This is a genomic window from Terasakiella brassicae, from assembly GCF_014641495.1.
Taxonomy (GTDB): domain Bacteria; phylum Pseudomonadota; class Alphaproteobacteria; order Rhodospirillales; family Terasakiellaceae; genus Terasakiella; species Terasakiella brassicae.
The window spans coordinates 73,832-100,104 of sequence record NZ_BMHV01000013.1; the positions used below are offsets into that span (position 1 = coordinate 73,832).

Sequence of the window (26,273 nt, forward strand, 5' to 3'; positions counted from 1 at the left end):
CAATGTTGTTTTTAAGGTTGATCCTGATCGCTTCATTTTGCAACGCAATCGTCTGGCTGGATGCACAAGCCGCACCGGAAGAAATTGAATATGCCTACCCGGATATTTCCGTTTGGACGACACAACGTGATGCCGATGGAAAATTGAAAAACCCATTGGTCCGCCTTGCCCAACCTTTATTTGAAAAAGCCGGCATCCCGTGGCATGCCAAGGATTACCCTGCCAAACGTATGTTTGCGAACCTGCGTGAAGGGGTGTCCAAATTTTCCATGCTGGTCAATGCACCGTCCATTTTGCGGGACTGTTGCCTGGTGAGCAAAGACCCGGTTGCGGTCGTTGAAATTCGTGTTTTTCATAGAAAGGGCACACCGGCGATCACCTCAATGGAAGAACTGAATGGAAAAAGTGTCATTACAATCCGGGGATATAGTTACGCCGGGGTGCTGAAATACATTCAACAAAAAGAAAATAAAATTGAAAACTACCCCGCCCCCAATCACGCGGCGGCTTTTTCCATGTTTGCAAATGGTCGTGCGGATTACGTTTTGGATTACGCCTTCCCCGCCGCAGAAATTCTTGAAAAGTCCCCGATTGAAAATATTGCCTTTAGCACGTTAAAAAAGACCAACGTCTATTTGATTTTACATAAAAGCTACCCGGATGCGGAAAATGTTATGGCACGACTGGAAGCAATTGCCAAAACATTGGATAAAGAAGAATTTCTGAATGCCCCGGATATAGCACCCGTTATGAATTAATACTAAACCGTTCCCGATAACGGCCTGCTTTCAGGCCGGTTATCTCTTTGAAAACCCGGCTAAAAGCCGATACATCTTTATATCCGACACGCCAGGCAACCTCGCCAACGGGTAGGCGGGTGCGCTCCAGCAAACCACGTGCCTTTTCGATACGTAAATGTTGCAAATAGATCGTCGGGGTTAATCCTGTCGCCGCCTTGAAACGTCGCAAGAACGTTCGCGACGACATATGGGCTTGCCCCGCAAGACCTTCCACGCTGACCTCATCCGCATAGCTTTTTTCCAAACCGTGCTGCACCGATAAAATGGAAGGATCCCCATGATTCAAAACTGGGCGAAAACTGCGATAATTTTTTTGTTCGCGCCCACTGGGATCAATCAATAAATGGCGCGCGGTCATGCTCGTGATGTGCTGTCCCAGATAACGGGTTACCACAAATAATCCCAAATCAACCCATGCCATCAGGCCACCCGCACTGACAATATCATGATCATCAATTAAAATGCGCTCACTATTGACCTCAGCCTTTGGAAACTGGCGCTGCAAATCTTCTTCCAGTAACCAGTGTGTTGTAACCGGACGACCATCCAAAAGTCCGCTAGCCCCCAGCCAAAACGCCCCGGCACATATGGAACAAATCGTCGCGCCTTGCCCATGCCCGGCCTTGACCCAATCAAGGATATCTTGATCATCGTAACGACGATCTTGGGATAAACTCGGTGGGAATATGATTGTGTCGCAGAAAGGAATTTCCCGGTTTTTAAGGTCTTCTGTGGAAAGAATACGAACATCCAACTGCCCCCCGGTATGCGTTGCACTATTACGGTTTGCGACTTCAAATAAATCGGCCAATCCCAAAACAGCAGCCTGCTGAACATCGGGATAGGCGAGAATTGCGATTGAAGCTTTATAAGGTGCGTCTTTCATTTGGCGAATATAGCATAAAAAATGTCATTTCCGCCAATTTCATTTCTTTTCAAATCGCTGAATAATCAACACCGTTCATAATTCAGGAGATCACAATGACAAAAACCGCTCTTATCCTCATTGATATTCAAAACGACTATTTCCCCAATGGGGCCTTTGAATTACATGAAATGGAACAGGCCACCCAAAATGCAAAAAAGATTCTGGAAAACTTTCGCCAAGCCGGTTCCCCCATCTTTCACATTCGACACGAAAGCCTTGCTGAAAACGCCTCATTCTTTTTACCTGATACAGATGGCGCACAAATTCACGCCAGCGTTGCCCCACAAGCAGGCGAAACCGTTATTTTAAAACATCGCCCCAACAGTTTTTTTGAAACCACCTTGCTGGACAGCCTGAAAGCCCAAAACATCGATTCTTTAATCATCTGCGGGGCCATGAGCCAAATGTGTGTGGAAGCCACAACCCGCGCTGCGGTCGATTTTGGTTTCACCGTAACAGTCATTGAGGATGCCTGCGCCGCACGCGCCCTGACGTTCAAAGGGGAAACGATTTCCGCCCCGCAGGTGCATGCCTCTTTCATGGCGGCACTTGGTATGAGTTATGCCCGCATTTTATCGACGCAAGATTTTCTTAGCGCTTAATAAAAAAAGGCCTCGTCTGCACACGCGTACGAGGCCTTTTTTCATAATCAGATGACGATCTTAGGCAACGTTGACTTTTTCCAACGCCTGACCGCGAACGGTACGATCATAATCTTCCACCAGTTGGCGTGAAATATCGCCCGGTGTAAATTTATATTCACCGATTTCAGCAACCGGGGTGACTTCTGCTGCTGTCCCTGTCAGGAAGCATTCTTCAAAATCACCCAACTCGTCCGGCATAATCACACGCTCAACGATCTTATACCCACGGTCTTTTGCCAAACCGATCACGGTACGACGGGTAATCCCGTCCAAAAAGCAATCCGGTGTCGGTGTGTGAATTTCACCCGCTTTATTCACAAAGAAAATATTGGCACCGGTTGCTTCGGCAACCTGCCCACGCCAATCCAGCATCATCGCATCGTGATAGCCACGGTCTTCGGCCGCATGTTTGGACAATGTACAGATCATATAAAGGCCAGCTGCCTTGGAACGGCTTGGCGCTGTTTCCGGGTTCGGGCGGCGATAAATCGCGTTATCCAGACGAATGCCTTTCATGCGGGCTTCCGGGTCGAAATAAGACGGCCATTCCCATGCGGCAATTGCCAGATGGATGGTGTTTTTCTGTGCAGAAACACCCATCATTTCAGAACCACGCCACGCAACCGGACGGATGTAACCATCCACAATATTGTTTTCGTCCACCACCTTTTGAGTCGCCGCATCAATTTCTTCCACAGTATAGGGAATTTTAAAACCGAGGATTTTAGCAGATTCGACGAGACGCTGACTATGTTCCGTCAATTTGAAGATTTTCCCGCCATATACGCGGATACCCTCAAAAACAGAAGATCCATAGTGCAGGGCATGGGAAAGAACATGAACCTTGGAATCGCGCCAAGGAATCATTTCGCCATCATGCCAGATCGTACCGTCACGGTCGTCAAACGAAAGGTTGGACATGGTTTTTCTCTTCTTTTGTAACAAAGTTGCTTTTATGCAGGGTTTTGCATAAATGATGTTGCCACTATTAGCTCGTTCTGGCATATATGTCAACATTGCTGACGTAGTTTAAAATAATTTGAAAAATGTCCGATATCAAAAGACGCGCCAATCCTTTGTTTTTACGAGAAGAAGAACTTCGCCTTGCGATGGAGCTTCTCTTTTTCGCCTACCGTGATTTTACCGGGGAGGCGGACGGCATTCTCGAATCGTATAATTTCGGACGCGCCCATCACCGTGTGATTTATTTTGTCGGGCGTGAACCCGGCATGTCGGTCAAAGACCTGCTACACATTCTCTCTATCACCAAACAAAGTCTATCGCGCGTCCTCAGCCAGTTGGTCGATGAAGGCTTCATCGAACAACGCACAGGCGTAAATGACCGCCGCCAACGCCTGTTATATCTAACCTCCAAGGGCCAGAAGCTCGAACAGCAGCTTTCCAAAAGTCAAAGCCGCCGCATTGCCGAAGCTTATCGTTTGGCCGGGGCCGATGCCGTTGACGGGTTTCGCAAGGTCTTGATGGGCATTACAGATGAAAAAGAACGTTTTGCCCAACTCAATGATGATCTACAGGATTGATTTTGATTTAAACGGGCGCGGTGCGGTGGCATACTGTCGCCCATGATGAACGAACAGCCTCATATTCTCGTTGTAGATGATGACGAACGTTTGCGCCGATTGCTGAAAAAATTCCTCAGTGAAAACGGTTTTAACGTCAGTATCGCGCAAGACGCACAAGATGCCCGCAATAAATTGGGATTGTTGGAATTCGATCTGATTGTGCTGGATTTGATGATGCCGGGAGAAAGCGGTCTGGATTTTGCCCGTGATTTCCGCTCATCCAACGACACACCCATCTTGATGCTCACCGCCATGAGCGAAGGTGAAGATCGTATTTTCGGTTTGGAATGCGGGGCGGAAGATTACCTGACCAAACCGTTTGAACCGCGTGAACTGGTTTTACGCATCAACAATATTTTAAAACGCGTTGTGCGCAGCACACCGCAAGATCAGACAGACCTGATCCAGTTGGGGGGCTTGGTCTTTGACAGTCAGCGCCATATCCTGAGCCGCAATGGCAAACAAATTCATTTAACCGCATCCGAAGCCAGCTTGCTTGTTATTCTGGCTGAAAACGAAAATAAAGTCCTCAGCCGGGAACAACTGGCAGAACTGTCCGGCATTGCCGGAAACGATCGAACCATTGATGTACAGGTCACCCGCCTGCGCCGCAAGATCGAAATTGACCCAAAAATGCCACGTTATCTGCAAACCGTACGTGGGCAAGGCTACGTCCTGCGACCAAGTTAAATCAAACATCATGGATACAATGATCAAGAAAATATTGCCACGCAGCCTGTTGGGACGCTCCTTAATGATTTTGGTGGTTCCACTGGTCCTGCTGCAAGTTATTTCGGCCTTCATTTTCTACGAAGCCCATTGGGACAAGGTTTCCAAATATCTGGCGCGCGGTCTGGCCGGTGATGTCGGCGCCCTTGTCGATATGATCCGCAACGATCCCAGCGAAGACGGATTGACACGCACGTTTCTTATTTCCAGACAACGGTTCAATATGGCCGCGAGTTTGCGCAAAGGCGAAATTCTCGCCAACAATGAAAATATCGTAGAAGGCAGTATTCCCGATCCTTTTTTACTCTCTGCACTGGATGAACGGGTTGGCCTGCCCTACCACATTCTTGCACCCGCTGATAAAAAGACTCTGACCATCGAAATCCAACTCAGTGACGGTGTGTTATCCGTCACGGCCCTGCGTAAGCGCCTGTTCAGTTCAACAACCTATGTTTTTGTCTTGTGGATGGTCGGCAGTTCCATGCTTTTATTCGGTGTGGCCATTATTTTCATGCGCAATCAGGTCCGCCCGATCCGACGACTGGCACAAGCCGCCGATGCCTTTGGGAAGCGCCAAAATGTTGAACGTTTCAAACCCGAAGGCGCGCGCGAAGTACGACAGGCAGCAACCGCATTTTTAAAAATGAAGGCCCGTATCGAACGCCAGATTGAGCAACGAACGCATATGCTGGCGGGTGTCTCCCACGATTTGCGCACCCCTTTAACCCGCATGAAACTACAACTCGCCATGATGGGTGAGGAAGACGATATCAAAGACCTGCGCGATGATATTCAGGAAATGGAGCACATGCTGGAAGGCTATCTGGATTTCGTACGCGGTGACGGCGAGGAAGAACCCGAAGACACCAATATTTCACAAATCCTGACATCCATTGTGCAAGGCATAAAACGCAAAGACATCCCCATTGATTATGAAAACGTCGAGGATGTGCACCTGCAAGTCCGGCCCAATGCCTTCAAGCGGTGCGTGACGAATTTGGTGGAAAATGCAGCTCGATACGGCACACATATCTGGCTGAGCCTTGAGCAACGTAACGAGGCGATTGAAGTCACGGTTGACGATGATGGCCCCGGCATCCCGGAAGATATGCGCGAAGAGGTTTTCAAACCCTTCTTTCGACTTGATAAATCACGCAATATCCAGACAGGCGGGGTTGGCCTTGGTCTGTCCATTGTCCGTGATGTTGTGCGCGCACATGGGGGAGATATTCAACTTACAACCTCCCCGCAAGGCGGTCTGCGTGCACGCTTGCGTTTTCCAGTTTAGAAAACGCGCTATTCTTTAGCGACGCTGATCCTGAATAGCGTTGAACTTGCCATCCGCAAGCAGCGCAATATCAGAACGTGTCATGCCAAGGTCTTTCAATTCACGGTCACTCATAATGCTCATTTCATAGCGAATGCGGTGACGCTCTTTCAATTTTGTGAATTGTGCAATGACAAAGTCTTCAAAACGGGTCAGCAATCCACCTGTCAATTCGACATGGCGGCTACCGTATGACGTAATCGGATAAGGTAAACTCATAGAACTCGTCTCTCTCTTGTTTGTAATATTTCCAGTTCCTATTACGCAGAGATAGGGTCTATTGTTCGCAGTCGCAACTATATTTTGTGCATTGCAGCATTACCATCTTTGCATAGCTCAAACGCCATGCATGTTAAGCCATTGAATTGCTTCACGTGGATGCGTCACATAGTCTACAGGTTCTTGCGGTGGGCGACGAACCATAATTACGGGAACCCCCTCCAGACGGGCCGCTTCCAGCTTTGCACGCGTTGCTTCGCCCCCGCTGTTTTTGGAAACGAGTAAACGAATCTGCTTCTCCCGGATCAACTCGCGTTCCGCTTCCACAGAAAAAGGCGGACGTGCAATCACACATTCATAATTGGCAAGCGGCAGCTTTTGCGCTGGCTCATTCACCAAACGGACAACCATCGCCACATCAGCAATACCGTCAAAGGCCGAGAGTTCCTTGACACCGATCGTTAAAAAGGTTTTTACACCGAAAGCCGCAACCTGACGGGCGGCTTCCTCCATATCTGAGACATCCAGCCAACGATCCCCAATTTGTGCACGCCATTCATCGCGCCACAGGATCAAAAACGGGATTTCCAAATCCTGTGCCGCCACATAAGCATGCATGGATATCTGTTCGGCAAATGGATGGGTTGCATCAATCAGATGTGTAAAATTATTTTCTTTAAGATAATCAATCAGACCCGATGGCCCCCCGAAACCGCCGACACGAATTTCACAAGGCAAATCCGGCTGGTGCCTTGTCACCCCGGCATAGGAAATCACGACCTCAAGCTTATTGCCAAAAACATCAACCGCCTGTTGGGCCAATTGTGCAGCTTCCCCGGTGCCCCCAAGGATCAATAACTTTTTATTCGGCATGTCCAACGATATCTCCAAAACGATTGATCGCAATGATCTCGATATGACAATGACCGGAGACAACGGCTTGTGCAACTTCTTTGGCGCGGCAAGCCACCAAATCCCCCAACGCGATATTATGGTCAAGTGCCAGCATCAAAACTTCCAAAGCCGTATTGGCGTTGCGGCTTTGATTTTGCAAATCTTCATTGGCACCGGCTTCTTTCATCCATTGGGCAAGACGGTCAAAATCAAGACGGGATCGTGAGGAATGCAAATCCATTTCCCCTTGTGCCAGTTTGCACAATTTTGCAAATCCCCCGCACAGGGTTAATTTATCAATCGGTTTTTGCCGGACATATTTTAAGACACCACCGGCAAAATCCCCCATATCAATCAGGGCACTTTCTTCCAGTCCATATTTATCCACCACGGTTTTTTCAGACGTTGACCCGGTCGTTGCCGCCATATGACCAATCCCCAAGGCACGCGCCACATCAATACCACGATGAATGGAATGGATCCATGCCGCACAGGAATAAGGTACCACGATCCCGGTCGTCCCCAGAACCGACAGTCCCCCAAGAATACCAAGGCGCGGGTTCATGGTTTTTTGCGCCAGTTCCTCCCCCTTGGTAATGGAAATAGTGACAATCACATCGGGGTTTTCTTGAACTTCATTTAAATTATCCGTGATCATCTGGCGCGGCATCGGGTTAATCGCCGGTTCCCCCACCGCCAGCGGCAAGCCCGGTTTCGTTACCACGCCGACCCCGGCACCATTTTTAAACACAATGCCGCTACCCGGTTCCCCCCGTTCAACACACACGACAATTTCAGCCCCGTGGGTGATGTCCGGGTCATCCCCGGCATCTTTAATCACCGCAGCCCATGCTGATTGTTGACTTACCCCCTGACGGTTCAGACAAAAAGACGGGGTCTGGCCTTTGGGCAGGCGGATTTGCACAGGGTCGCAAAATTCACCTGTCAACAGAGCGCCATAGGCCGCACGTGCCGCTGCGGTTGCACAGGCACCTGTCGTCCATCCTTTTCTGAGTTCTTTTTTATTCATAATCACAAAATAACCATTTTCTGAGGTTTGTCATCGTCTGCTTTTTGGAGTATCACAAGAACATGGAAAATTTGACACAGATATCATTCCCCGAATTCCAAACTGGCAGCGTCTGGCTGGTTGGTGCCGGACCGGGTGATGTAAAACTTTTAACACTTTATGCCTATCACGCGCTGCAACAGGCCGATGTCATTGTTCATGATGCGTTGGTCGCACCAGAGATATTGGCCCTCGCCCCTTCTCAAACAATTTTGGAAGGTATGGGCAAACGCGGCGGCAAAGCCTCCCCCAAACAACACGAGATCACCCAGCGCCTGATTGAATTGGCCGGGCAAGGCAAACGGGTTTTGCGTTTAAAAGGCGGCGACCCGTTCGTCTTTGGCCGTGGCGCCGAAGAAGCCTTGCCTATTTTAAAAGAAAATATCCCGGTGCGCATCGTCCCCGGTATCAGTGCCGGCATTGCAGGCAGTGCCTATGCCGGTATTCCGGTCAGTGACGGACAATCCAATCAGGTGATCAGTTTCGTTACCGGACACGATACATCCGGGCAAGTTCCCTGCGTCAACTGGAAAGCCCTTGCCGATAGTTCCCCCGTCATCGTCTTTTATATGCCGATCAAACATATCGATAAAATCCAGCGTGAATTGTTAAATGCAGGACGAAAACCGGATGAATTGATATCTGTCATTTCCAACGCAACCACATCTGCGCAACAAGTCTTGGAAACCACTTTGGAAAATTGCGCTTTAGATTTAGAAAACTCTAATGTAAGATCACCTGCCATTATGGTTGTCGGCCCAACGGTTGGTTTCCGGGCGCAATTGATGAATTGTTTTAACTAGGTAGTAAACTGATGGAATCCGAACTGCTTCTTATGACAATGCTGCAAGCGGGCTTGGCCCACTGCACCGTTGTTGTCGAAGATAACGGCAGTTTGCTCATCAGCCTGTTTATGGCGGGGCTTGTCGGAAGTGCAACGCATTGCGTCACCATGTGTGCCCCTTTTGTCTTGTCCCAAGTCACCACCCGACTGGAACATATTCCGCTTTCCCAAATGTCCGAATTTAAACGGATCAGCGGGGCGGCGTTGCTGCCTTATCATCTGGGGCGCATGACAACTTATATTATCTTGGGGTTTTTCGTTGGATTGCTCGCCCAAGGGGTTATTGAGTTCAGTGGTATGAAATGGATTTCTGCCGGATTATTGCTGTTTGCCGCCCTTTTCTTTTTAGGCTACGCCCTGAAAAAATTAGGTGTCAGCTTTCCCAACATGCCCTTTTTCGGCACGCAAAACCGATGTGAAAAAAGCGCGCTTTCTGATAAGCTGGGACAAATTCTCAAACCGTTTTTTGCCCGCCCAACCGGATTAAACGGCTATTTTTTAGGGATCGGTCTTGGCTTTTTACCCTGCGGATTGTTATATGGTGCCTTGGCGGCTGCCGGGGCCACAGGTGATTTTGTTGCCGGTGCATTTGGCATGGCGGCCTTTGCACTAGGAACGGTGCCGAGCTTGATGGTGGTCGGGTTTGCCGGTCATCTCGCCGGGCAAAAATGGCAACAGATCGTTACCGATCTTGCTCCAATGCTTTTGATTATCAACGCCGGTGTCTTGGCCTATCTGGCCTATACATTGGTGATCTAACAGAAAAGGTCTGAAAATGGGTTCTCGCACACGGATTTTATTGTACTTCATGGTCGCAGCCATTTTTCTGATTGTCGGCATTACCATGCGCCTGCCACAATTGATGGACGATTCCGGTAGTCAATCCAGCGGCGAAGTCGCCATTGGCGGGGCGTTTGAACTGGTCGACCCAAAAGGTAATCTCGTAACAGACAAAGACCTGCTGGGATCCTACACGCTTATTAATTTCGGCTATACGTTCTGCCCGGATGTCTGCCCGACAGGCCTGCAAACGGCAGCAATGGCTTTGGATATGATCCCTCAGGAAAAAATGAACAAAGTCGTTTCCCTGTTCATTACCATCGACCCGGAACGCGACACACCAAAAGTCATGGGTGAATATACAAAACATTTCCATGAAAGCCTGATTGGGCTCAGCGGATCAACCGAGCAAGTGGCCAAAGCTGCCAAAGCCTATCGCGTCTATTATAAAAAAGTCGCCGAAGACGGCAAAGCAGCGGATGATTATTTAATGGATCATTCCGCCTTCCAATATCTGGTCGGACCCGATGGTAAATACCTGACCCATTTCCCACACGGTATTTCACCGGAAGATATGGCGAAGAAACTGGAAGCCTATATCAAGTGAGCACCGGCAAAGGACTGATTATCGCAGCCCCCAATTCCAACAGCGGTAAGACCTTTATTACATTGGGAACATTGCGCGCCTTGGCCCGTAAAGGCGTATCGGTTTCATCCGCCAAGGTTGGCCCCGATTATATTGACCCGGCCTTTCATGGGGCGGCAACAAAACGCCTTTGCCCCAATCTGGACGGCTGGGCCATGCGTGAAGACAGCCTGCATTACCTGTTGGACAATCTTGCCAATCAATCCGACCTGATTGTGTGTGAAGGGGTGATGGGCCTGTTTGACGGGGCAACCCTGCCCGCCAATTCCCCCTCCAACAAAGACGGAAGCCCTGCCGATATTGCCCGGCGGACCGGCTGGCCTGTGGTCCTTGTGATTGATGCCAACGCCCAAGCCGCATCAGCCGCCGCCCTGATCCACGGCTTCGCAACCTTTGATAAAGATGTCCATATTAAAGGCGTAATCTTCAACAAAGTCGGTGGTCCGGGGCACGTTCAACTGCTGAAAAACGCCTGTGAAACCCATATCCCGCATATTCAGGTTTTAGGCTACGTTCCACGTAAAACCGAACTTGCCCTGCCCGAACGTCATCTTGGTCTTGTTCTGGCAGAAGAACATCCCGAACTGGAAGAATTTTTAAACAAGTCCGCCGACTTCCTTGAAGACCACATTGATCTGGATAATCTCGTTCAATTGGCAGAAAGCAGCTTTATTCCCAGTGTGTGTGAACGCAATGCGTTCTTTGCTCCACTTGGACAACGTATCGCCATTGCCAAAGATAAGGCATATGCCTTTGCCTATCCCGCCCTGCTGGAACATTGGCGGAACGCAGGGGCGGAACTGACGTTTTTCAGCCCGTTAAAAGACGAAATACCGGATCAAGCCTGTGATGCCATTTATCTGCCCGGCGGCTATCCCGAACTTTACGCCACCACACTGGCCGGGAATGCTGATTTCCTGAATGCCTTGCGCAACCATCACGACAAAGGCACCCTTATTTTTGGGGAATGCGGCGGCTATATGACCTTGGGTAAAGTTCTGACTGACCGGGACGGGCGCGCTCACGAAATGGCGGGTATTCTGGATCTGGAAACCTCCTTTGCCAAACGTAAACTTCATCTGGGTTATCGTGATGTTGTGTGCAAAACAGACACGCCTTTCGGCGCCATTGGTCATCGCCTGCGCGGGCATGAATTCCATTATGCCACCATCATCAAAGAAAAAGGGACTGCCCTTTTTGAGTGCAAAAATGCATCCGGTGTCACACTTGGCCCGTCCGGCTTAACACGCAATAATTGTTTCGGATCGTTCTTTCATTTGATAGATTCGTTCTAAAAGATAATAGTTTTCAAAATATTATTTTTATATTACCCTCATCGCATACAGGATAAATCATTTTTATTTATTCTAGCTATATTTAAGGGAGGGGACTATGCGCATGGATGAAGGCGACATCCTGATCACGTGGGATCGTGCGTTTAATTTGGGCATTGAAGAAATTGATCAAGACCATATTGTCTTAATTGATCTGATTAACGAATTAAACGGACACGTAAAAAACAACGCAGCGCACGACGATATTCAAGATATACTAAACCGTACAGTTACGCATCTCGACATTCATTTCACCCGTGAAAATGACATCATCCGCCAGTGTCAGCCCAATGCTGAAGGTGAAGAACATATCCGTTTCCATGATGAGACGCTGGTCTATTTCAAAAATATTGCAAAGGCCTATAAATCCGATCCCAACTCAATAAATATCCGGGATTTACTGCATGCCTTTTATGATCGTCTGATCGACCATATTGTTGATAGCGACTATAAAATGCGCGACGATCTGGAACGGGTCGGTTTGATTGAATGCGATCATGCCAATCAGTCCTTTATAGAAAGTTTTCTGGATAAATTCCGCCTTACCCACCGTATTGCGGCCCTTGCGGTTATTCCCTTAGCCATCATGCTTTATTTCGCAGGCGATGCCGTTTTGGAAAAACGGTCCACGGTGCAGGAAATGGAAAAGATCGAACAATTGTCTTCTATGGCAAGTATTTTTTCCAACCTTGTCCATGAACTGCAAAAAGAACGCGGTGCCTCTGCCGGTTTTCTGGCCTCCAAGGGGGAGGCTTTCGGTGACGAAGTTAGCGACCAACGCAAAAACACAGACAGCAAAGCCAGCCGTATCAACGATGCTTTTACAATCGGTGAACAACTCGGATTAACAAAAGACATCAAACGAATTCGCACCTTGTTGGACGAACTCCCGCAATGGCGTGAGAAAATATCGGCGCAACAAGTCAGTGTTGCTCAAGAAGTCGGCTATTATTCCGCCCTCAATAGCGCCTTTTTGAATTCCATTGCCTCCATGTCAAAAATTTCCAGTGATCTGGATCTGTCCAACCAAATCTCGGCATTTGTAAACTTCCTGCAAATTAAAGAACGCGCCGGGATTGAACGTGCAAAAGGGGCCGCCGGTTTCGGTAGCGGTCAATTCAGCCCTGCCTTATTAAAAGATTTCATCAGCCTGATTGCCGTGCAGGATACCTATATGAACGTTGCCCATTCGTTTGCCACACCAACAGTTGCAGATTTTCTGGACAAGACCATCAGCGGCCCTGCTATCGACAAAGTCAATGAAATGCGCACCGTTGCGATTGACAGTCAGGTCACTGGTGATCTTAAATCCATTACCGGGCCACAATGGTTCGACACCATTACACAAAAAATCAATCTCTTGAAAAAGACCGAAGATTTTATGGCAGAGACCTTGCGGCACTCTGCTGAAACCGTAAAATCCAATGCACATACCAGCTATATCAGCCTGTCTATTTTTGCATTGGCTATTACATTTGTCCTGATTGTTTTGATGGTCGTCCTTATCCGCAGTGTGGTTGTGCCCCTGAATTCCCTGCGCCATTCCCTCGAACGACTGGAAAAAGGCCAAACGGAAACCATGATTGCCGGACGCCATAAGTCGGATTCTATCGGTCAAATGGCCCGTTCAATCCAGCGTTTCAAGGAAAGCATCATCCGCAAAAACATGGCGCAGGCAAAGCAAGGCATCGAACAAACCATTCGCGAACGCACAAGTGTCCGCCGTTTGCAGATGACCGATATTTTCCGTGACGAAGTGGCCCTTGCCCTGCAACAGATGGGCGATGCGGCCACTCAATTGGAACATCACGCACAATCCATGTCTGCCGCTACGGAACAATCACGCTCGCAATCAGCAACCGTTGCCTCTGCGGCCAGTCAGGCCACATCCAACGTGGAAACCGTTGCGGCCGCTGCCGAAGAACTTTCCAGTTCTATTGAGGAAATTTCACGTCAGGTGGTGCATTCTTCCACCATTGCAAACGAAGCAAGCGGAACGGCTCGCCAGGCCAGACAGACCATTCAAGGTCTGGCAGATGGGGCCCAGCAAATCGGTGAAGTTGTTCAAATGATTACCGATATCGCCGAACAAACCAATCTTCTGGCCCTGAACGCAACCATCGAAGCGGCACGCGCGGGCGTTGCGGGTAAAGGGTTTGCTGTTGTGGCTTCCGAAGTGAAAAACCTGGCAAACCAGACCGCCAAAGCAACCAATGACATCACCCGTCAAATCACCACCATTCAGTCCGATACCATGCGCGCTGTCGAAGCCATTGCCGGTGTCACACAAACGATTGAAGAAATGAACGATGTCACCACAACGGTTAGCTCGGCAGTTGATCAACAGGGCAGTGCAACCCGCGAAATTAGTCAGAACGTGAATGAAGCGGCAACCGGCACCCGGGATGTTTCCGACAATATCGAAGGTGTCGCCCAAGCCAATGAAGAGACCGGGCGTATGTCCGAAGAAGTCTTTGTTTCCGCGAAGCTTGTTGCCGATAATACCCATAAACTTGAAAGTAAGATCAAAACCTATCTTCAAGATATGGCGAGTGCCTAAAACATTTATAGAGACTGCCTGTGTTGAGCTTCACGCAGGCAGTCTTCTTTTTCTGCCCGACATCCCCCGCCACACCACCAATCTTCTATTTCTTTGAGAACTGCCCCCATCCGGGGTCCGGCTGTAAAGCCACAGGCCAATAAATCAGCCCCTTGTATCGGAAAAACAACTGGGTCAGCCTGCCATTGATCAATCAGGGCAATCACCTGTTGTTCACGCGGACCAATGCCGCTGAACCCTTTTTCTGCCCAATATAAAAACAACTGATCGCGCGCAGCAATCGCCCCGTTGCGATAGAGAAAACAACGCAGTTCATCTTGCCCTTTCATCGGGTCAAGCATGGTTTCGCTACATCGCGCCGTCCGCAAACGCTTCTCAGCCGCCTTGGACAAGCGAAACCGTTTTGCCACCGCTGTTATCACATGCGGATCATTTGGCAGCAAACAGGCCAAGCGACGCAGTCCATCCGGCTGATCTTCAAAGGCACATAACATTTCAAGCTGAGGGCGCGTTAAAACATCAGGAATGATCTTTTGAAGAATGTCATGCCTGATCATCATATCCACCCATTTTGCCGGGCGCGGCGCTTCCAGTAATCGTAAAAATTCTTGCGAAATCCGTTCCCCGGACAGCTGTTTTAATCCTTCCGCCAGTTTCTCGCAGGCTTGCAATCCTTCGGGATCTATCGTTGTTTTTCCATAATAGGCATTAAAACGAAAAAACCGCAGCAGGCGGAGGTAATCTTCGCGAATACGATCTTGCGCCCCCCCAATAAAACGGACACGTCCTGCCTTTAAATCTTCCTGCCCGTCAAACGGATCATAAAGCGTTCCGTCTGCATCAAGGCTCATGGCATTAAAGGTAAAGTCGCGCCGTTTGGCATCTTCCAGCCAGTCTTCACAAAAGGCAACCGTCGCGCGCCGTCCATCGGTGGAAACATCCGAACGCAATGTGGTAATTTCAAAAGAACGCCCCTCACAAACCGCCGTAATCGTGCCATGTTCAATGCCGGTTGCAATCGCCTTAATATCGTTCTGTTTCAACAAATCGAGAACAGTTTGCGGCATCTCAGGTGTTGCGATATCGATATCATTAATCGGTTTTCGCAAAAGCGCATCGCGCACACACCCCCCGACATAACGGGCCGGACGACCACGCGCGCCCAAAACATTCATCACACGTCTGCTGGCAGGATCGCAAAACCAATCCTGATTGATAATATCAAGCATTGTTATTCGTCACGAATGATATGACCGGGGACAACTTTACCATCTCGAAAGACCGGTGGCTGGTAAACCCCGCCCGGCTTTTCCCCATCCATCACATTAAAGAAGACAAGTCCGATCCCCATCAAAACCACACCGAGCCCGAACAACCGTAACCACGGTCCTTTGGTTAAATCGATATGATGGGCTTCCTCGCCTGCCTTTTTTTTATGATACAGTTTCCAGACCAGATAAAGCGCGGTCGGAAAGGCCAATGGAAGAATATATTGCAGCAAAAAGCGCATTATTTAACACCTGACAAAACATCATAAAAATTTCGGAGCATCCCGGCTGTTGCCCCCCAGATATAATAATCGTTATAGGGCATCGCCCAAAAATAACGTCTTTTCCCCATAAAAATACGTGAACATTTTTGATGGTTGCCCGGATCCATTAAAAAGGGCAACGGGACCTCAAAGACCTCGGCAACTTCATGGTCATCCGGGTCCGTCGGGTAAGGGAAATCCACCAGACCGACGATGGGCGTCACCCGAAATCCCGTGCGCGTCACATAATCGTTTAATTGCCCGATCACCTGAATATATCGGTCCGGCAGGCCGACTTCTTCTTCGGTTTCGCGCAGGGCGGCATGCGCTGCCGTTTCGTCGTCTTCCTCGGTATGGCCACCGGGGAAACTGATCTGACCGGGATGATTGTTTAAATGGTCGGTTCTTTTGGTAAACAGGACACTCAGTTCATCATGGCGTTTAATGATGGGAACGAGAACGGCTGCGGCACGATTATCCGGTTTCGGTCGAAACCCATTAAGATCATGGTCCCCGCGAATATCCTGAGGGTCGGGCTGATACGATGCAAAAAAATCGCGCAAACTTTCTGGCGTTAATCCTCGTCCAATTGTCCCAGTGGGAAAAATTCGTTGTTGCTCCATATTCCGAAATACACTTCCCCATCTATTGTTTCTTCAACACCACGATTGACCAATTCATAGAAAACGGCGCGGTTGATCTTTGCTTCAATGGGAAACATACCTTCCCCCTGACGCAATGTCACGTACGGTGCGGGCTCACCTGTTTTTGAATCATGTTCCACTCGAATGGGATTGTCCAGCCCAATGGGAACAACTTCATCCACATTTGTGCGCAAAGACAGTTTTTGATCACAGCCACATTCGCATGCAAACAACTCAACGGCAATAAAGGGGGCATCATCTACGACGATTCTTGCTTTTTCAACCGGGGTTTGCAGCCAATACTCCCCATATTCGTCACGTTTGAGAATACTTGCAAATAAACAGACCAATTCTTTGCGCCCAATCGGCCCGCCTTCGTGAAACCACGTGCCGTCTTTTGCAATTTTTATATCAATATCGCCGCACATCGGTTGTGCAGATTGCTGCGCATTGGATTGCGCAATCGTACTCATCATTTCTCGCTCCTCCCCAACTCACCCTTCTTTCACATAAATTCTTCAACAGATCACACATAATTGTTTGGTTTTCCGTACGTTCGAACCTATCCTTATTTTCAGAGCCGGTTAAAATTGCATTGCTGACAAATGCAACCACATCTTTGAGATAGGACTTTTATCATGGCAAAACAAGGATATTTATTGTGAAAGACGACCCAAAAGCCGTTCAAGCCCTTGAAGCTCTCAGCAAACAAATGGCCACGGTGCACCGCGAAGTAAATGCCATTATCTTCGGTCAGGATCAAGTCATCGAAGAAGCATTGGTCAGTATTTTATCCGGTGGACACGTCCTTTTAATCGGCCTGCCCGGTCTGGGAAAAACCCGACTGGTTGAAACCTTAGGCACCGTTCTCGGTCTGGATGAACGCCGTGTTCAATTTACACCGGACCTGATGCCCGGTGATATTATCGGGTCCGAGATTTTAGACGAAGATGACAATGGGAAACGCCATTTCCGTTTTGTCAAAGGTCCGACATTTTGCCAATTGCTCATGGCCGATGAAATTAACCGGGCCAGTCCCCGCACCCAGTCGGCCTTGCTTCAAGCCATGCAGGAAAAACGCGTTTCCGTTGCAGGGCATTATCATGACCTGCCTCAACCCTTTCACGTTTTGGCCACCCAAAACCCGCTGGAACAGGAAGGCACCTATCCCCTGCCCGAAGCCCAACTGGATCGTTTTTTCATGGAGATCAACGTCCAATACCCGGAACGTGATGCCGAACGCGCTATCTTGATGACCACAACAGGCAACGATAACAAAATCCCCAAACGTATTTGCAGTTCAGCAGAACTCCTTCAGGCACAAAGCCTGTTGCGTGATATTCCGGTCGGCGAAAGCGTGGTCGAGGCCATCCTGACACTGGTGCGCGAAGGGCGACCGGAAACCAGTACCTTGAACGATGTGCAAAAACACGTTGCATGGGGACCGGGACCACGGGCCAGTCAAGCCTTAATGTCCGGCGTACGTGCCCGATGTGTTTTGCACAACCGATTATGCCCGTCCATTGACGATGTCATTGCCTTGGCGTCCCCGATTTTGCGACATCGCATGGCCTTGAATTTTGCCGCCCGCGCCGAAGGGGTATCGCTGGATACCATCATTGAACACTTAATCACACGGACCCTGAACGGATAGGATATTACCCAAAGATGACCCCCACCCCCACCATACATCGTGCAGAAGCCGAATGCGCCGGACTACCTGCCTTGTTGGTGGAGGCTGAACGCGTTGCAGCCACCGTGGCCCAAGGCATTCATGGTCGCAGGCGGCGCGGGCAAGGTGATAACTTCTGGCAATTTCGCCCCTATCAAAGCGGGGAATCCACCCGCACAATCGACTGGCGACAATCAGCCAAAACCCAACATCATTTTGTCCGCGAATATGAATGGGAAGCCGCCCAAACCGTCTGGTTATGGCGTGATCCTTCTGCCTCCATGAATTACAGTTCCTCCCCGGCCCTTGAGAACAAGCGTTATCGGGCGGAATTGATCACATTGGCCCTTGCCTCCCTTCTGCTGCGCGGTGGCGAACAAATCGCCCTATTGGGAGATGCCAATCCGCCGGGGCGCGGGCGGGCGGCCCTTTATCGCCTCGCCAGCATACTGGAACGTAATCGAAGCGGAAAAGACACCCTGCAAAGCCTGCCCGAACATGCCCATTTACCCCGCCACGGTGAACTGGTTTTGATCGGTGATTTCCTCTCCCCCTTATCTGAAATAGAAGAAGCCCTGAAACGCTATAGCCGCCGCCATGTGCGTGGACATATGATCCAAATACTGGATCCGGCCGAAGAAAGCCTTCCTTTTGACGGACGGGTTGAATTTCAAGGCTTGGAAAACGAAGGCAGTGCCTATTTCGGCAATGTTGAAACCGTGCGCGAAGCCTACAAGGAACGCTTGAAAGCCCGCCGCCATACTTTAAACCTGTTAGCTCATTCCTTGGGATGGAGCTTCCAGCGTCACGACACTTCGCAATCAGCCGCAAGTGCCCTTCTCAATCTTTACCTTTCCATCACACAAGGACGGGGGACGCAATGGAAGGGTTAAGCCAGTTTTCTTTTGTCAGCCCGTGGGCTTTCAGCGCCTTATTGTTTTTACCGCTGTTGTGGTATGTGCTGAAAACCACACCACCAAAGCCGAAAATCATTCCTTTCCCGGCGGTCCGTTTGCTGCAAGAATTAACCAGCCAGCGCCTGTTGGCAGCAAAAACCCCGTGGTGGGTTCTCTTGCTGCGCGGGTTGCTGCTTTTATGTTTGATTATCGCATTGGCCGGGCCTGTTTTAAATGCAACGCAATCAAGCCAAACTGATCAAGTTCCCCATATCATTCTGATCGATAATGACTGGTCGGTCATGGATCGATGGGACCAACGCCATCAGGAACTTGTGCGACTGGTGGCTAGTGCAAAAGACACAGAACAGCCCGTTTATATTATGGGAACCAGCCAGCCTGCTCCCTTTGAACAAAAGTCCGATGAGCGTCTAATTTATGAAGCCGAACACCTATCTGCACAACCCTGGCCAACCGCGCATGAAGCGGTGTTGCATTCTGTTAAAGAACTGCAATCTACGTTATCAACACGGCCCAAAATAAGCTGGATATCCAATGGCTTTTCAGACCCACAAGGGGATCCTTTTTTACAAGACCTCCTGCAAATCGGGGATGTCGATTATATTACGGAAAGCACCCTTCCCCCTTTACCCGTTCTTCATAACGTCACACGTAAAGGCAAAGGTTTCCACATTGGCCTCACGGAACTGACTACCCCCTCAAACAAAGCGTTGGAGCTTCAATTTCTGGATGCAGATGCACAAGTTCTCCTGCAAAAGAAATATGAGTTAAAAGCTGGCGAGAATGTTCACGAACAATTTATCGATATCCCGCAAGAACTGAAAAGTCGGACAGAACGCATTCGCATTGCCGGATTTACAAACCCCGGTGCGCAATATCTGCTGGATGAAAAATGGCGCGATCAAACTGTGGGTCTGATTACACCAAAGGGCAGCGATAAGGCCCTTCTCGCCCCGTCATACTATGTTGAGAAAAGTCTTGCTCCATACAGCCATCTTCAAATTGCATCCTTAAATGATCTGCTGGATCAATCACTCAGCCTGATTATTGATGTGGATTACACAGCCTTCCCCCCCCAACAAAGCGAACGGTTGGAAAACTGGATACAACAAGGCGGTATCTTTGTTCGTTTTGCCAGCGCCCGAAAAGGCGACACCAAAGACGGGACAAGTTTTGACCCGTTATTACCCGTGCAGCTCATGCCCGGCGAGCGCACCTTTGGCGGCAGTCTCAGTTGGGACAAACCCCATCGCCTGGCCCCCTTTGATAATCACAGTCCGTTTTTCGGCCTACCCGTGCCGGATGACATTTCAATCAACAAACAAATTCTTGCCCGCCCCAGTGCCGATCTAAGCGAAAAGACATGGGCCCGCCTCAGTGACGGGACCCCGTTGGTTACCGCAGCACAAATGGGACGGGGATGGAGCATTCTTTTTCATATCGAAGCTGTTCCCGGTTGGTCAAAGCTCCCCTTATCCGGCACCTTTGAACAAATGTTGAAAAGGCTTTTAAGCCTGACAACACGCAAATCCACGGCTGTACAAGACGGGCCGCTTTCCCCTTATCGCCTGTTTGATAGAAATGGTTTTTTAAGCGCCGCAAGCACGCAATTTACACCGATCACATCAAATGAATTGAAAAGTCAAAGCCCTGATTTTTCCCATCCACCCGGTTTATATGGAACCTCGCAAGCGCCGAAAGCGTATAACTTAGGTCCCTTTGTCAAGGACATGACAACCCTTGATCCAATTCCACCAACCGTCACGCAACGCACCTTCCATACGGCAAGCGAGCAAGACCTGTCCCTTTGGTTCTTATTTTCTGCCTTCCTTTTGGCCTTGCTTGACTGGCTTTTAAGCATACGCTTCAAAAAAGTTGCTATTATAAGCGGAAGCGCCCTTGGTGTGATGCTTTTTTCCATCATGCCCGCCCACAGCGAAACAGATTGGGACAAGGCATTGGCTGCCGCCAATCAAATGCGACTGGCATATATGCAAAGCCATGACCCGCAACTCAACGAAACACTGGAACGAGGGTTAAACGGTCTGGGGGCTACTTTGCGCAGGCGTACGGCCGTTGAACTGGCCCCGGCAATGGCGTTCGATCCTGAAAAGGACGATCCGTCCCTCTTTCCCATGATTTATTGGGCGATTGAGGATCAGCAAACCATCCTCAGCCCGCAAGCGACAGAAAAACTCAATCGTTTTTTAAAAACCGGTGGATTTATCCTGCTTGATACAATGGGCCAAGATCGCCCCGCTTTATTGGCGCAGGCAACCAAAAATCTTGATATCGCCCCGTTGGACCCTGTGGGGGAAACCCACGTTCTGACACGTGCCTTTTATCTGTTGCAACGTTTCCCCGGTCGGTTTGATCTTGATGGGGTTTGGGTGGAAAGTGACGGCGACATCCAAAATGATAGTGTCTCTTCTGTGTTGATCGGTCGCAATGCCTGGGCGCAAGCTTGGGCGCGTGATGACAACCTACGTCCCTTATATCCCGTCATACCGGGAGGGGAATTACAACGCGAACAGGCTATGCGCTTTGGGATCAACCTCGTCATGTATATCCTGAGCGGGAATTATAAAGGCGATCAAGTCCATATTCCCGCTATTTTACAAAGGTTGGGTCTATGATGGAAATTTCATTCGCCCCCCTTCTTCCGCTTTGGTCCCTGTTCAGTTTGGCCGGAATTGTCTGCGTCTTGACAATCCTGTCGATACGAAAAAAACAGCGTGGGGCCATCTTGCGTTTGCTGGGTGCTGTCCTCGTTCTTCTGGCCCTGATCGGCCCGCAAATTACACGCACGGACACCCGACAAGAAAAAGATATCGCGTTTATTCTGAATGACACCTCCACCAGTCAATCCCTTGGGGATCGCAGGGCACAAGGACAACAGGCCCTTGAAAAGTTAAAGATCGATGCCTCTGCCTATCAGGATCTGGAAATCCGAACCATTGATTTAGCGCCCCAACCCGACGAGGATAAATCAGGCACAAGGATCATCAACCGGATCAAGCAGGCCCTAGGCGCCATTGACCCGGAACGATACGCCGGTAGCGTCCTTCTCACCGATGGACAAATTCACGACCTGAAGGACGCATCCAATTTGCCCGGCCCCCTTCATGTTCTGATTACCGGCAGTAAAAAAGACGAGGACCGGCGCATTGAAATTGTCGATGCCCCGCGCTATGCCATCGTGGGCAAACCCGTTTTGCTGCGTGTTCGTGTCCTGGATAATGCACAACCCAATGCAAAAGCACCACTTTTTCTGTTGCATGAGAACGGTAAAAAACAACGTTTCACCCCGACAGAAGACGGCGTTCAAGAAACGGTCTATATTGCAGATCATGCCGGAAGACAGGTTCTTTTGCTTGAAACCCCGGCCCTTGAAAATGAGCTCAGCCTCAACAATAACAAAGTGGCGCTGAGCATTAACGGTGTGCGCGACCGTTTGCGCGTTTTGCTCGTATCCGGGCAACCTCATCAGGGGCAACGGACATGGCGCAATATCTTACGGTCCGACCCGGCTGTTGATCTGGTACATTTCACCATTCTGCGCCCCTCGGAAAAAGAAGACTTTACACCGTTAAATGAACTGTCCCTCATCGCCTTCCCGGTGCGTGAACTTTTTGAAGAAAAACTTAATGATTTCGACCTGATCATTTTTGATCGTTATTATCGCCACAATGTCCTGAATGAGAGCTACTTTCAAAACATCGTGCATTATGTTGAAAAGGGCGGGGCCTTGTTAATTTCTGCCGGACCGGATTTCGCAGGCGCGCGCAGTCTTGCCCAGACCGGATTAAAAATCGTCTTACCCGCCCTACCCACCGGACAAGTGAAAGACGATGCGCCCTATCGCCTGCAAAAAACCGAACTGGGCAAACGCCACCCCATCACAACCCAGCTCAACAGTCCGCAAAAAGATTGGGGACGATGGATGCGGATTGTGAACAGCCAAACCATTTCCGGTCAAACCATTTTACAAAGCGAAAACCAACAACCGCTTTTAATCGTGGACCGTATCCAGCAAGGCCGTGTTGCCATGCTCTTAAGTGATCATTTGTGGCTGTGGGCGCGGGGCTTTGACGGCGGCGGGCCCCATAACGCACTGGTGCGCAATCTTGTTCACTGGTTGATGAAAGAACCGGAACTGGAAGAAAACACCCTGCGTCTGCATCAACAAGACGAGCAAACCATCAAAATTATCCGCCACAGCCTGACACCTGAGAACCCGCCCGTTCAAATCACCTTTCCTGACGGGACACAACAAAATGTCACCTTGAAAGCACAAGGCAAAGGGATCTTTACGCAACAGATGAACGCCCCGCAAATGGGCATTTATCACGGGGAAGATACCACGCATCGGACCACCTTGATCAAAGGCAGCCTGAACCCGAAAGAACTGGAAGACCCGCGCGCAACCAAGGCCCTGATTGCCCCCCTAGCTGAAAAGCTGGACGGGAGTCTGCATTGGCTGGAAGACGGCATGCCCATGGTGCAACGGGTTTCCGTCAAAAGCGAAACGGTTGGTCGAAACTGGATCGGTCTGCCCAAACGCCATAAGGAAAACGTACTTGGTATAAAACGCAGCAATCTCGTTCCCCTCTGGCTTATCCTGATAGGGGCCGCCGTTTGCTGGTGTTTGGCATGGTGGCGCGAAAGCCGTTAGCAAATCCCGAGCAAGCAGAAACAGCTTGTAACGATGCCTTTAACGCTAACGAATATCTTCCCACGAGGGACAATTGCCGAACCAGTCTTTCAGGAAGTCTACAAACAGGCGTACTTTTGCAGATAAATGTCGATTGTGGGGATAAACCGCATAAATATTGATCGGTTCAACCTCATATTCTTCCATGACAGCTTCCAAGGAGCCGTCTGCAAGTTCGCGGCCAACAATAAAGGCCGGTGAAACCGCAATTCCCGCCCCATTCACCGCCATATCACGGATAATATCGCCGTTATTGGCTTTCACATCGCCTTCAATCTTCACCAAGTGGGTTTTGCCGTTTTCCTGATAAGACCAGCCGCCACTATTGCGCGACAGGGTATAGATCAAACAATTCATATCTTCCAATTGGCGGGGGTGCGTTGGTTTGGCATGTTTTTGCCAGTATTCCGGTGAGGCACACACCACCATCCGGCTGGAGCCAACTTTCTTCGCAATCAGGGAAGAATCCGGTAAACGACCGATACGAATGGCCAGATCAAACCCTTCGTCCACAATATCGACATAACGGTCATTCAGTTGCACATCAATGCTCAGATCTTCGTATTTTTCAATAAAGGCCGCAAGCGGTCGACCCAGATGTTTCACGCCAAAACTGACCGGAGCACTGATTTTAAGGTGCCCGCGTGGCTCGTCCTGTAAACGGGTAATGGCAAGTTCGGCTTCTTCAGCCTCGCTCATAATCCGTTCGCAGCGTTCGTAAAAAACCTGCCCGACTTCGGTTAAGCTCAGCTTACGTGTCGTTCGGTTTAACAAGCGCACACCAAGACGGTCTTCTAGAAAGGTAACCTTCTTACTGACCGAGCTTTTCGACATCCCCAGATCATCTGCCGCCTTTGAAAAACTGCCCGATTGCACCACCTGTGCAAAGATCATCATACCTGTCAGATTGTTCATCGTTTCCTCATAGAAACAATTATGTTCCAAATTGCCCCATTATCATTTCCTGTCGAACAGTACATCATGCAGCATGAATTTTGACAAGAGGAGAATAGGAAATGGGTCTACTCGTTGACGGCAAATGGCAAGACACATGGTACGATACCAAAAGCACCGGTGGAAAATTCAAACGTCAGGACAGCCGTTTTCGCAATTGGGTCAGCCGGGATGGCACCAGCGGTTTCAAGGCCGAAGCTGATCGCTATCGCCTCTATGTTTCCTACGCTTGTCCGTGGGCGCACCGCACACTTATTTTGCGCGCACTGAAGGGGCTTGAAGATATCATTGATTTGGTTGTCGTTGATCCTGTTATGAAAGAAAACGGCTGGATGCTCACCGATGGCAATCCCCTGCACACTCTTTATACTCACGTTCAACCTGATTATACGGGCCGGGTCACCGTCCCCATTTTATATGATAAAAAATCCAACGCGATTGTCAGTAATGAATCGGCTGAGATCATTCGGATGCTCAATACCGCCTTTGATGATTTTGCGACAAAGGAATGCGTTGATTTATATCCCGCAGCCCTGCAAACCGAAATCGATGAGATCAATACATTCGTTTATCACAACATCAACAACGGTGTGTACAAGGCAGGCTTTGCCACCACGCAAGATGCTTACGAAGAAGCCTTTGAAAACCTGTTTGCCGCCCTTGATAAGGTCGAAGATATCTTATCAAAAAACCGCTATCTTGTCGGGAACCACATCAGTGAAGCCGACTGGCGATTATTTACCACGCTTGTGCGCTTTGATGCCGTCTATGTCGGACATTTTAAATGCAACAAAAAACGCATTGTCGATTATCCAAACCTGTGGGGATATCTGAAAGACCTCTATCAAGTTCCCGGCGTGGCCAAAACCGTCCATATGGACCATATCAAAACCCACTACTACGCCAGTCACGATACCATCAACCCCACAGGCGTGATTCCATGTGGGCCGGAAATTGATTTCACCGCACCGCATGGTCGGGGGTAAAGACGCTCTGGGCCATTCATAAGCAGGGATATGAAGCACCCTTGTATTTATATCCTGACAAACAAACCGTATGGCACACTTTATGTCGGTGTCACGTCCAATTTATTACATCGACTTTATCAACATCAAAATGAATATTTCGATGGGTTTACAAAACGTTACAAACTAAAAAATCTGATTTATTTCGAGATGTACGACGACATGGAACATGCCATTCGTCGTGAAAAATCCCTGAAACGCTGGAGACGGGAATGGAAAATTCAGCTTATTGAACAACACAATCCTTATTGGCAGGATTTATCGTTCAAACTTTCAATGTAAGTGTCGCAATAATGGATCCCGGCTCAAGGCCGGGATGACGTTTTGACCAAACTTCTCCTCCCGTCATCAACTCTCTTGAGCAAACACTTCGTCACGTATTTTTGCGTTGATGATGACGATCAGTTTTCTCATGGCGGCTGTTAAGGCCACAATTGGCCTTTTCCCTTTGGCTATCAG

26 protein-coding genes are annotated in these 26,273 nt (G+C 49.3%); 16 read left to right on the forward strand and 10 right to left on the reverse strand.

What is annotated here, in order from left to right:
- Nucleotides 1–2 precede the first annotated feature (2 nt).
- Nucleotides 3–758 carry a substrate-binding periplasmic protein gene (locus IEW74_RS10450; RefSeq protein ID WP_188664558.1) on the forward strand — a complete coding sequence of 252 codons (756 nt, stop codon included), beginning with the start codon at nt 3–5 and terminating at the stop codon, nt 756–758.
- Here IEW74_RS10450 and IEW74_RS10455 read toward each other — a convergent pair.
- On the reverse strand, nt 748–1,686 hold the full coding sequence (locus IEW74_RS10455) for a GlxA family transcriptional regulator (protein ID WP_188664561.1): 939 nt from the start codon (nt 1,684–1,686) through the stop codon (nt 748–750). The two genes, IEW74_RS10450 and IEW74_RS10455, sit on opposite strands and share 11 nt — an antisense overlap.
- A gap of 95 nt (nt 1,687–1,781) precedes the next feature.
- Here IEW74_RS10455 and IEW74_RS10460 point away from each other — a divergent pair, with 95 nt between their 5' ends.
- Entirely contained in the window at nt 1,782–2,330 is a 549-nt protein-coding gene (locus IEW74_RS10460; protein WP_188664565.1) for a cysteine hydrolase family protein, read from the forward strand.
- A 60-nt stretch (nt 2,331–2,390) separates the two neighbouring features.
- Here IEW74_RS10460 and IEW74_RS10465 read toward each other — a convergent pair whose 3' ends face one another.
- Nucleotides 2,391–3,293: a branched-chain amino acid aminotransferase gene (locus IEW74_RS10465; protein WP_188664568.1), complete on the reverse strand. Its 903-nt coding sequence runs from the start codon at nt 3,291–3,293 to the stop codon at nt 2,391–2,393.
- Between the two features lie 125 nt (nt 3,294–3,418).
- Between IEW74_RS10465 and IEW74_RS10470 the strand changes: the two genes are divergently transcribed.
- The 3 genes from IEW74_RS10470 to IEW74_RS10480 are packed head-to-tail and all read left to right on the forward strand — an operon-like array spanning nt 3,419 to nt 5,972.
- On the forward strand, nt 3,419–3,913 hold the full coding sequence (locus IEW74_RS10470; RefSeq protein WP_188664571.1) for a MarR family winged helix-turn-helix transcriptional regulator: 495 nt from the start codon (nt 3,419–3,421) through the stop codon (nt 3,911–3,913).
- A 42-nt stretch (nt 3,914–3,955) separates the two neighbouring features.
- The gene (locus IEW74_RS10475) at nt 3,956–4,645 is read left to right on the forward strand and encodes a response regulator (protein ID WP_188664574.1); all 690 of its coding nucleotides are present in this window, start codon (nt 3,956–3,958) and stop codon (nt 4,643–4,645) included.
- 19 nt (nt 4,646–4,664) lie between these two features.
- On the forward strand, nt 4,665–5,972 hold the full coding sequence (locus tag IEW74_RS10480; protein ID WP_229734313.1) for an ATP-binding protein: 1,308 nt from the start codon (nt 4,665–4,667) through the stop codon (nt 5,970–5,972).
- A gap of 15 nt (nt 5,973–5,987) precedes the next feature.
- Here the strand turns inward: IEW74_RS10480 and IEW74_RS10485 are convergent, their stop codons facing one another.
- The 3 genes from IEW74_RS10485 to IEW74_RS10495 form a co-directional block, all read right to left on the reverse strand.
- Nucleotides 5,988–6,230, reverse strand: a complete 243-nt coding sequence (locus tag IEW74_RS10485; protein ID WP_188664579.1) for a DUF1127 domain-containing protein — start codon at nt 6,228–6,230, stop codon at nt 5,988–5,990.
- Between the two features lie 117 nt (nt 6,231–6,347).
- Nucleotides 6,348–7,103 (reverse strand): cobalt-precorrin-6A reductase, encoded by a 756-nt coding sequence (locus tag IEW74_RS10490; protein ID WP_188664581.1) that lies wholly within the window; start codon nt 7,101–7,103, stop codon nt 6,348–6,350.
- Nucleotides 7,093–8,154: a cobalt-precorrin-5B (C(1))-methyltransferase gene (locus IEW74_RS10495; protein ID WP_188664584.1), complete on the reverse strand. Its 1,062-nt coding sequence runs from the start codon at nt 8,152–8,154 to the stop codon at nt 7,093–7,095. The genes IEW74_RS10490 and IEW74_RS10495 overlap by 11 nt, the downstream gene beginning before the upstream one ends.
- Before the next feature lie 62 nt (nt 8,155–8,216).
- On the opposite strand from IEW74_RS10495, the gene cobA reads away from it, so the two are divergent.
- The 5 genes from cobA (at nt 8,217) to IEW74_RS10520 (ending at nt 14,357) form a co-directional block, all read left to right on the forward strand.
- Complete coding sequence (gene cobA / locus IEW74_RS10500) at nt 8,217–8,996, forward strand: uroporphyrinogen-III C-methyltransferase (RefSeq protein WP_188664587.1); 780 nt, start codon at nt 8,217–8,219, stop codon at nt 8,994–8,996.
- Between the two features lie 11 nt (nt 8,997–9,007).
- The gene (locus IEW74_RS10505) at nt 9,008–9,796 is read left to right on the forward strand and encodes a sulfite exporter TauE/SafE family protein (RefSeq protein WP_188664590.1); all 789 of its coding nucleotides are present in this window, start codon (nt 9,008–9,010) and stop codon (nt 9,794–9,796) included.
- Nucleotides 9,797–9,812: 16 nt separating this feature from the next.
- Complete coding sequence (locus tag IEW74_RS10510; protein ID WP_188664593.1) at nt 9,813–10,424, forward strand: SCO family protein; 612 nt, start codon at nt 9,813–9,815, stop codon at nt 10,422–10,424.
- Complete coding sequence (locus IEW74_RS10515; protein ID WP_188664596.1) at nt 10,421–11,758, forward strand: cobyrinic acid a,c-diamide synthase CobB; 1,338 nt, start codon at nt 10,421–10,423, stop codon at nt 11,756–11,758. Before IEW74_RS10510 ends, IEW74_RS10515 begins: the two co-directional genes overlap by 4 nt.
- Nucleotides 11,759–11,855: 97 nt before the next feature.
- Entirely contained in the window at nt 11,856–14,357 is a 2,502-nt protein-coding gene (locus IEW74_RS10520; RefSeq protein ID WP_188664599.1) for a nitrate- and nitrite sensing domain-containing protein, read from the forward strand.
- 5 nt (nt 14,358–14,362) lie between these two features.
- Here IEW74_RS10520 and IEW74_RS10525 read toward each other — a convergent pair whose 3' ends face one another.
- From IEW74_RS10525 to IEW74_RS10540, 4 genes are read right to left on the reverse strand one after another with little or no spacing between them, the layout of a single operon-like run.
- On the reverse strand, nt 14,363–15,586 hold the full coding sequence (locus tag IEW74_RS10525; RefSeq protein WP_188664602.1) for a CCA tRNA nucleotidyltransferase: 1,224 nt from the start codon (nt 15,584–15,586) through the stop codon (nt 14,363–14,365).
- A gap of 2 nt (nt 15,587–15,588) precedes the next feature.
- Nucleotides 15,589–15,867, reverse strand: coding sequence for a hypothetical protein (locus IEW74_RS10530; protein ID WP_188664605.1), 279 nt, complete (start codon nt 15,865–15,867; stop codon nt 15,589–15,591).
- Nucleotides 15,867–16,451 carry a CoA pyrophosphatase gene (locus IEW74_RS10535; RefSeq protein ID WP_229734314.1) on the reverse strand — a complete coding sequence of 195 codons (585 nt, stop codon included), beginning with the start codon at nt 16,449–16,451 and terminating at the stop codon, nt 15,867–15,869. The genes IEW74_RS10530 and IEW74_RS10535 overlap by 1 nt, the downstream gene beginning before the upstream one ends.
- Nucleotides 16,452–16,462: 11 nt before the next feature.
- Nucleotides 16,463–17,008, reverse strand: a complete 546-nt coding sequence (locus IEW74_RS10540; protein WP_229734315.1) for a DUF1285 domain-containing protein — start codon at nt 17,006–17,008, stop codon at nt 16,463–16,465.
- A gap of 236 nt (nt 17,009–17,244) precedes the next feature.
- Here IEW74_RS10540 and IEW74_RS10545 point away from each other — a divergent pair, with 236 nt between their 5' ends.
- The 4 genes from IEW74_RS10545 to IEW74_RS10560 are packed head-to-tail and all read left to right on the forward strand — an operon-like array spanning nt 17,245 to nt 23,796.
- Nucleotides 17,245–18,186 carry an AAA family ATPase gene (locus tag IEW74_RS10545; protein WP_188664648.1) on the forward strand — a complete coding sequence of 314 codons (942 nt, stop codon included), beginning with the start codon at nt 17,245–17,247 and terminating at the stop codon, nt 18,184–18,186.
- Between the two features lie 14 nt (nt 18,187–18,200).
- Nucleotides 18,201–19,097 (forward strand): DUF58 domain-containing protein, encoded by an 897-nt coding sequence (locus IEW74_RS10550; RefSeq protein WP_188664611.1) that lies wholly within the window; start codon nt 18,201–18,203, stop codon nt 19,095–19,097.
- Nucleotides 19,085–21,757: a DUF4159 domain-containing protein gene (locus IEW74_RS10555; protein WP_188664614.1), complete on the forward strand. Its 2,673-nt coding sequence runs from the start codon at nt 19,085–19,087 to the stop codon at nt 21,755–21,757. The genes IEW74_RS10550 and IEW74_RS10555 overlap by 13 nt, the downstream gene beginning before the upstream one ends.
- Nucleotides 21,754–23,796, forward strand: coding sequence for a hypothetical protein (locus IEW74_RS10560; RefSeq protein WP_188664616.1), 2,043 nt, complete (start codon nt 21,754–21,756; stop codon nt 23,794–23,796). The genes IEW74_RS10555 and IEW74_RS10560 overlap by 4 nt, the downstream gene beginning before the upstream one ends.
- A 45-nt stretch (nt 23,797–23,841) precedes the next feature.
- On the opposite strand, the gene IEW74_RS10565 is transcribed toward IEW74_RS10560, so the two are convergent.
- The gene (locus IEW74_RS10565) at nt 23,842–24,750 is read right to left on the reverse strand and encodes a LysR family transcriptional regulator (protein ID WP_188664619.1); all 909 of its coding nucleotides are present in this window, start codon (nt 24,748–24,750) and stop codon (nt 23,842–23,844) included.
- Between the two features lie 101 nt (nt 24,751–24,851).
- Between IEW74_RS10565 and IEW74_RS10570 the strand changes: the two genes are divergently transcribed.
- Together IEW74_RS10570 and IEW74_RS10575 are read left to right on the forward strand one after the other, a co-directional pair.
- Nucleotides 24,852–25,775, forward strand: a complete 924-nt coding sequence (locus IEW74_RS10570) for a glutathione S-transferase family protein (protein ID WP_188664623.1) — start codon at nt 24,852–24,854, stop codon at nt 25,773–25,775.
- 30 nt (nt 25,776–25,805) lie between these two features.
- Nucleotides 25,806–26,096: a GIY-YIG nuclease family protein gene (locus IEW74_RS10575; protein WP_188664626.1), complete on the forward strand. Its 291-nt coding sequence runs from the start codon at nt 25,806–25,808 to the stop codon at nt 26,094–26,096.
- The last annotated feature ends 177 nt before the right edge of the window (nt 26,097–26,273 follow it).

What these genes read in the sequence shown, in the direction of transcription:
- IEW74_RS10460 (WP_188664565.1), top strand. Translation starts at nt 1,782, where the DNA reads ATGACAAAAACCGCTCTTATCCTCATTGATATTCAAAACGACTATTTC.
- IEW74_RS10525 (WP_188664602.1), bottom strand. Translation starts at nt 15,586, where the DNA reads ATGCTTGATATTATCAATCAGGATTGGTTTTGCGATCCTGCCAGCAGA.
- IEW74_RS10510 (WP_188664593.1), top strand. Translation starts at nt 9,813, where the DNA reads ATGGGTTCTCGCACACGGATTTTATTGTACTTCATGGTCGCAGCCATT.
- IEW74_RS10530 (WP_188664605.1), bottom strand. Translation starts at nt 15,867, where the DNA reads ATGCGCTTTTTGCTGCAATATATTCTTCCATTGGCCTTTCCGACCGCG.
- IEW74_RS10485 (WP_188664579.1), bottom strand. Translation starts at nt 6,230, where the DNA reads ATGAGTTTACCTTATCCGATTACGTCATACGGTAGCCGCCATGTCGAA.
- IEW74_RS10540 (WP_229734315.1), bottom strand. Translation starts at nt 17,008, where the DNA reads ATGATGAGTACGATTGCGCAATCCAATGCGCAGCAATCTGCACAACCG.
- IEW74_RS10450 (WP_188664558.1), top strand. Translation starts at nt 3, where the DNA reads ATGTTGTTTTTAAGGTTGATCCTGATCGCTTCATTTTGCAACGCAATC.
- IEW74_RS10555 (WP_188664614.1), top strand. Translation starts at nt 19,085, where the DNA reads ATGGAAGGGTTAAGCCAGTTTTCTTTTGTCAGCCCGTGGGCTTTCAGC.
- IEW74_RS10570 (WP_188664623.1), top strand. Translation starts at nt 24,852, where the DNA reads ATGGGTCTACTCGTTGACGGCAAATGGCAAGACACATGGTACGATACC.
- IEW74_RS10470 (WP_188664571.1), top strand. Translation starts at nt 3,419, where the DNA reads ATGTCCGATATCAAAAGACGCGCCAATCCTTTGTTTTTACGAGAAGAA.
- IEW74_RS10550 (WP_188664611.1), top strand. Translation starts at nt 18,201, where the DNA reads ATGACCCCCACCCCCACCATACATCGTGCAGAAGCCGAATGCGCCGGA.
- IEW74_RS10560 (WP_188664616.1), top strand. Translation starts at nt 21,754, where the DNA reads ATGATGGAAATTTCATTCGCCCCCCTTCTTCCGCTTTGGTCCCTGTTC.
- cobA (WP_188664587.1), top strand. Translation starts at nt 8,217, where the DNA reads ATGGAAAATTTGACACAGATATCATTCCCCGAATTCCAAACTGGCAGC.
- IEW74_RS10455 (WP_188664561.1), bottom strand. Translation starts at nt 1,686, where the DNA reads ATGAAAGACGCACCTTATAAAGCTTCAATCGCAATTCTCGCCTATCCC.
- IEW74_RS10565 (WP_188664619.1), bottom strand. Translation starts at nt 24,750, where the DNA reads ATGAACAATCTGACAGGTATGATGATCTTTGCACAGGTGGTGCAATCG.
- IEW74_RS10575 (WP_188664626.1), top strand. Translation starts at nt 25,806, where the DNA reads ATGAAGCACCCTTGTATTTATATCCTGACAAACAAACCGTATGGCACA.
- IEW74_RS10475 (WP_188664574.1), top strand. Translation starts at nt 3,956, where the DNA reads ATGATGAACGAACAGCCTCATATTCTCGTTGTAGATGATGACGAACGT.
- IEW74_RS10520 (WP_188664599.1), top strand. Translation starts at nt 11,856, where the DNA reads ATGCGCATGGATGAAGGCGACATCCTGATCACGTGGGATCGTGCGTTT.
- IEW74_RS10505 (WP_188664590.1), top strand. Translation starts at nt 9,008, where the DNA reads ATGGAATCCGAACTGCTTCTTATGACAATGCTGCAAGCGGGCTTGGCC.
- IEW74_RS10480 (WP_229734313.1), top strand. Translation starts at nt 4,665, where the DNA reads ATGATCAAGAAAATATTGCCACGCAGCCTGTTGGGACGCTCCTTAATG.
- IEW74_RS10495 (WP_188664584.1), bottom strand. Translation starts at nt 8,154, where the DNA reads ATGAATAAAAAAGAACTCAGAAAAGGATGGACGACAGGTGCCTGTGCA.
- IEW74_RS10545 (WP_188664648.1), top strand. Translation starts at nt 17,245, where the DNA reads ATGGCCACGGTGCACCGCGAAGTAAATGCCATTATCTTCGGTCAGGAT.
- IEW74_RS10490 (WP_188664581.1), bottom strand. Translation starts at nt 7,103, where the DNA reads ATGCCGAATAAAAAGTTATTGATCCTTGGGGGCACCGGGGAAGCTGCA.
- IEW74_RS10465 (WP_188664568.1), bottom strand. Translation starts at nt 3,293, where the DNA reads ATGTCCAACCTTTCGTTTGACGACCGTGACGGTACGATCTGGCATGAT.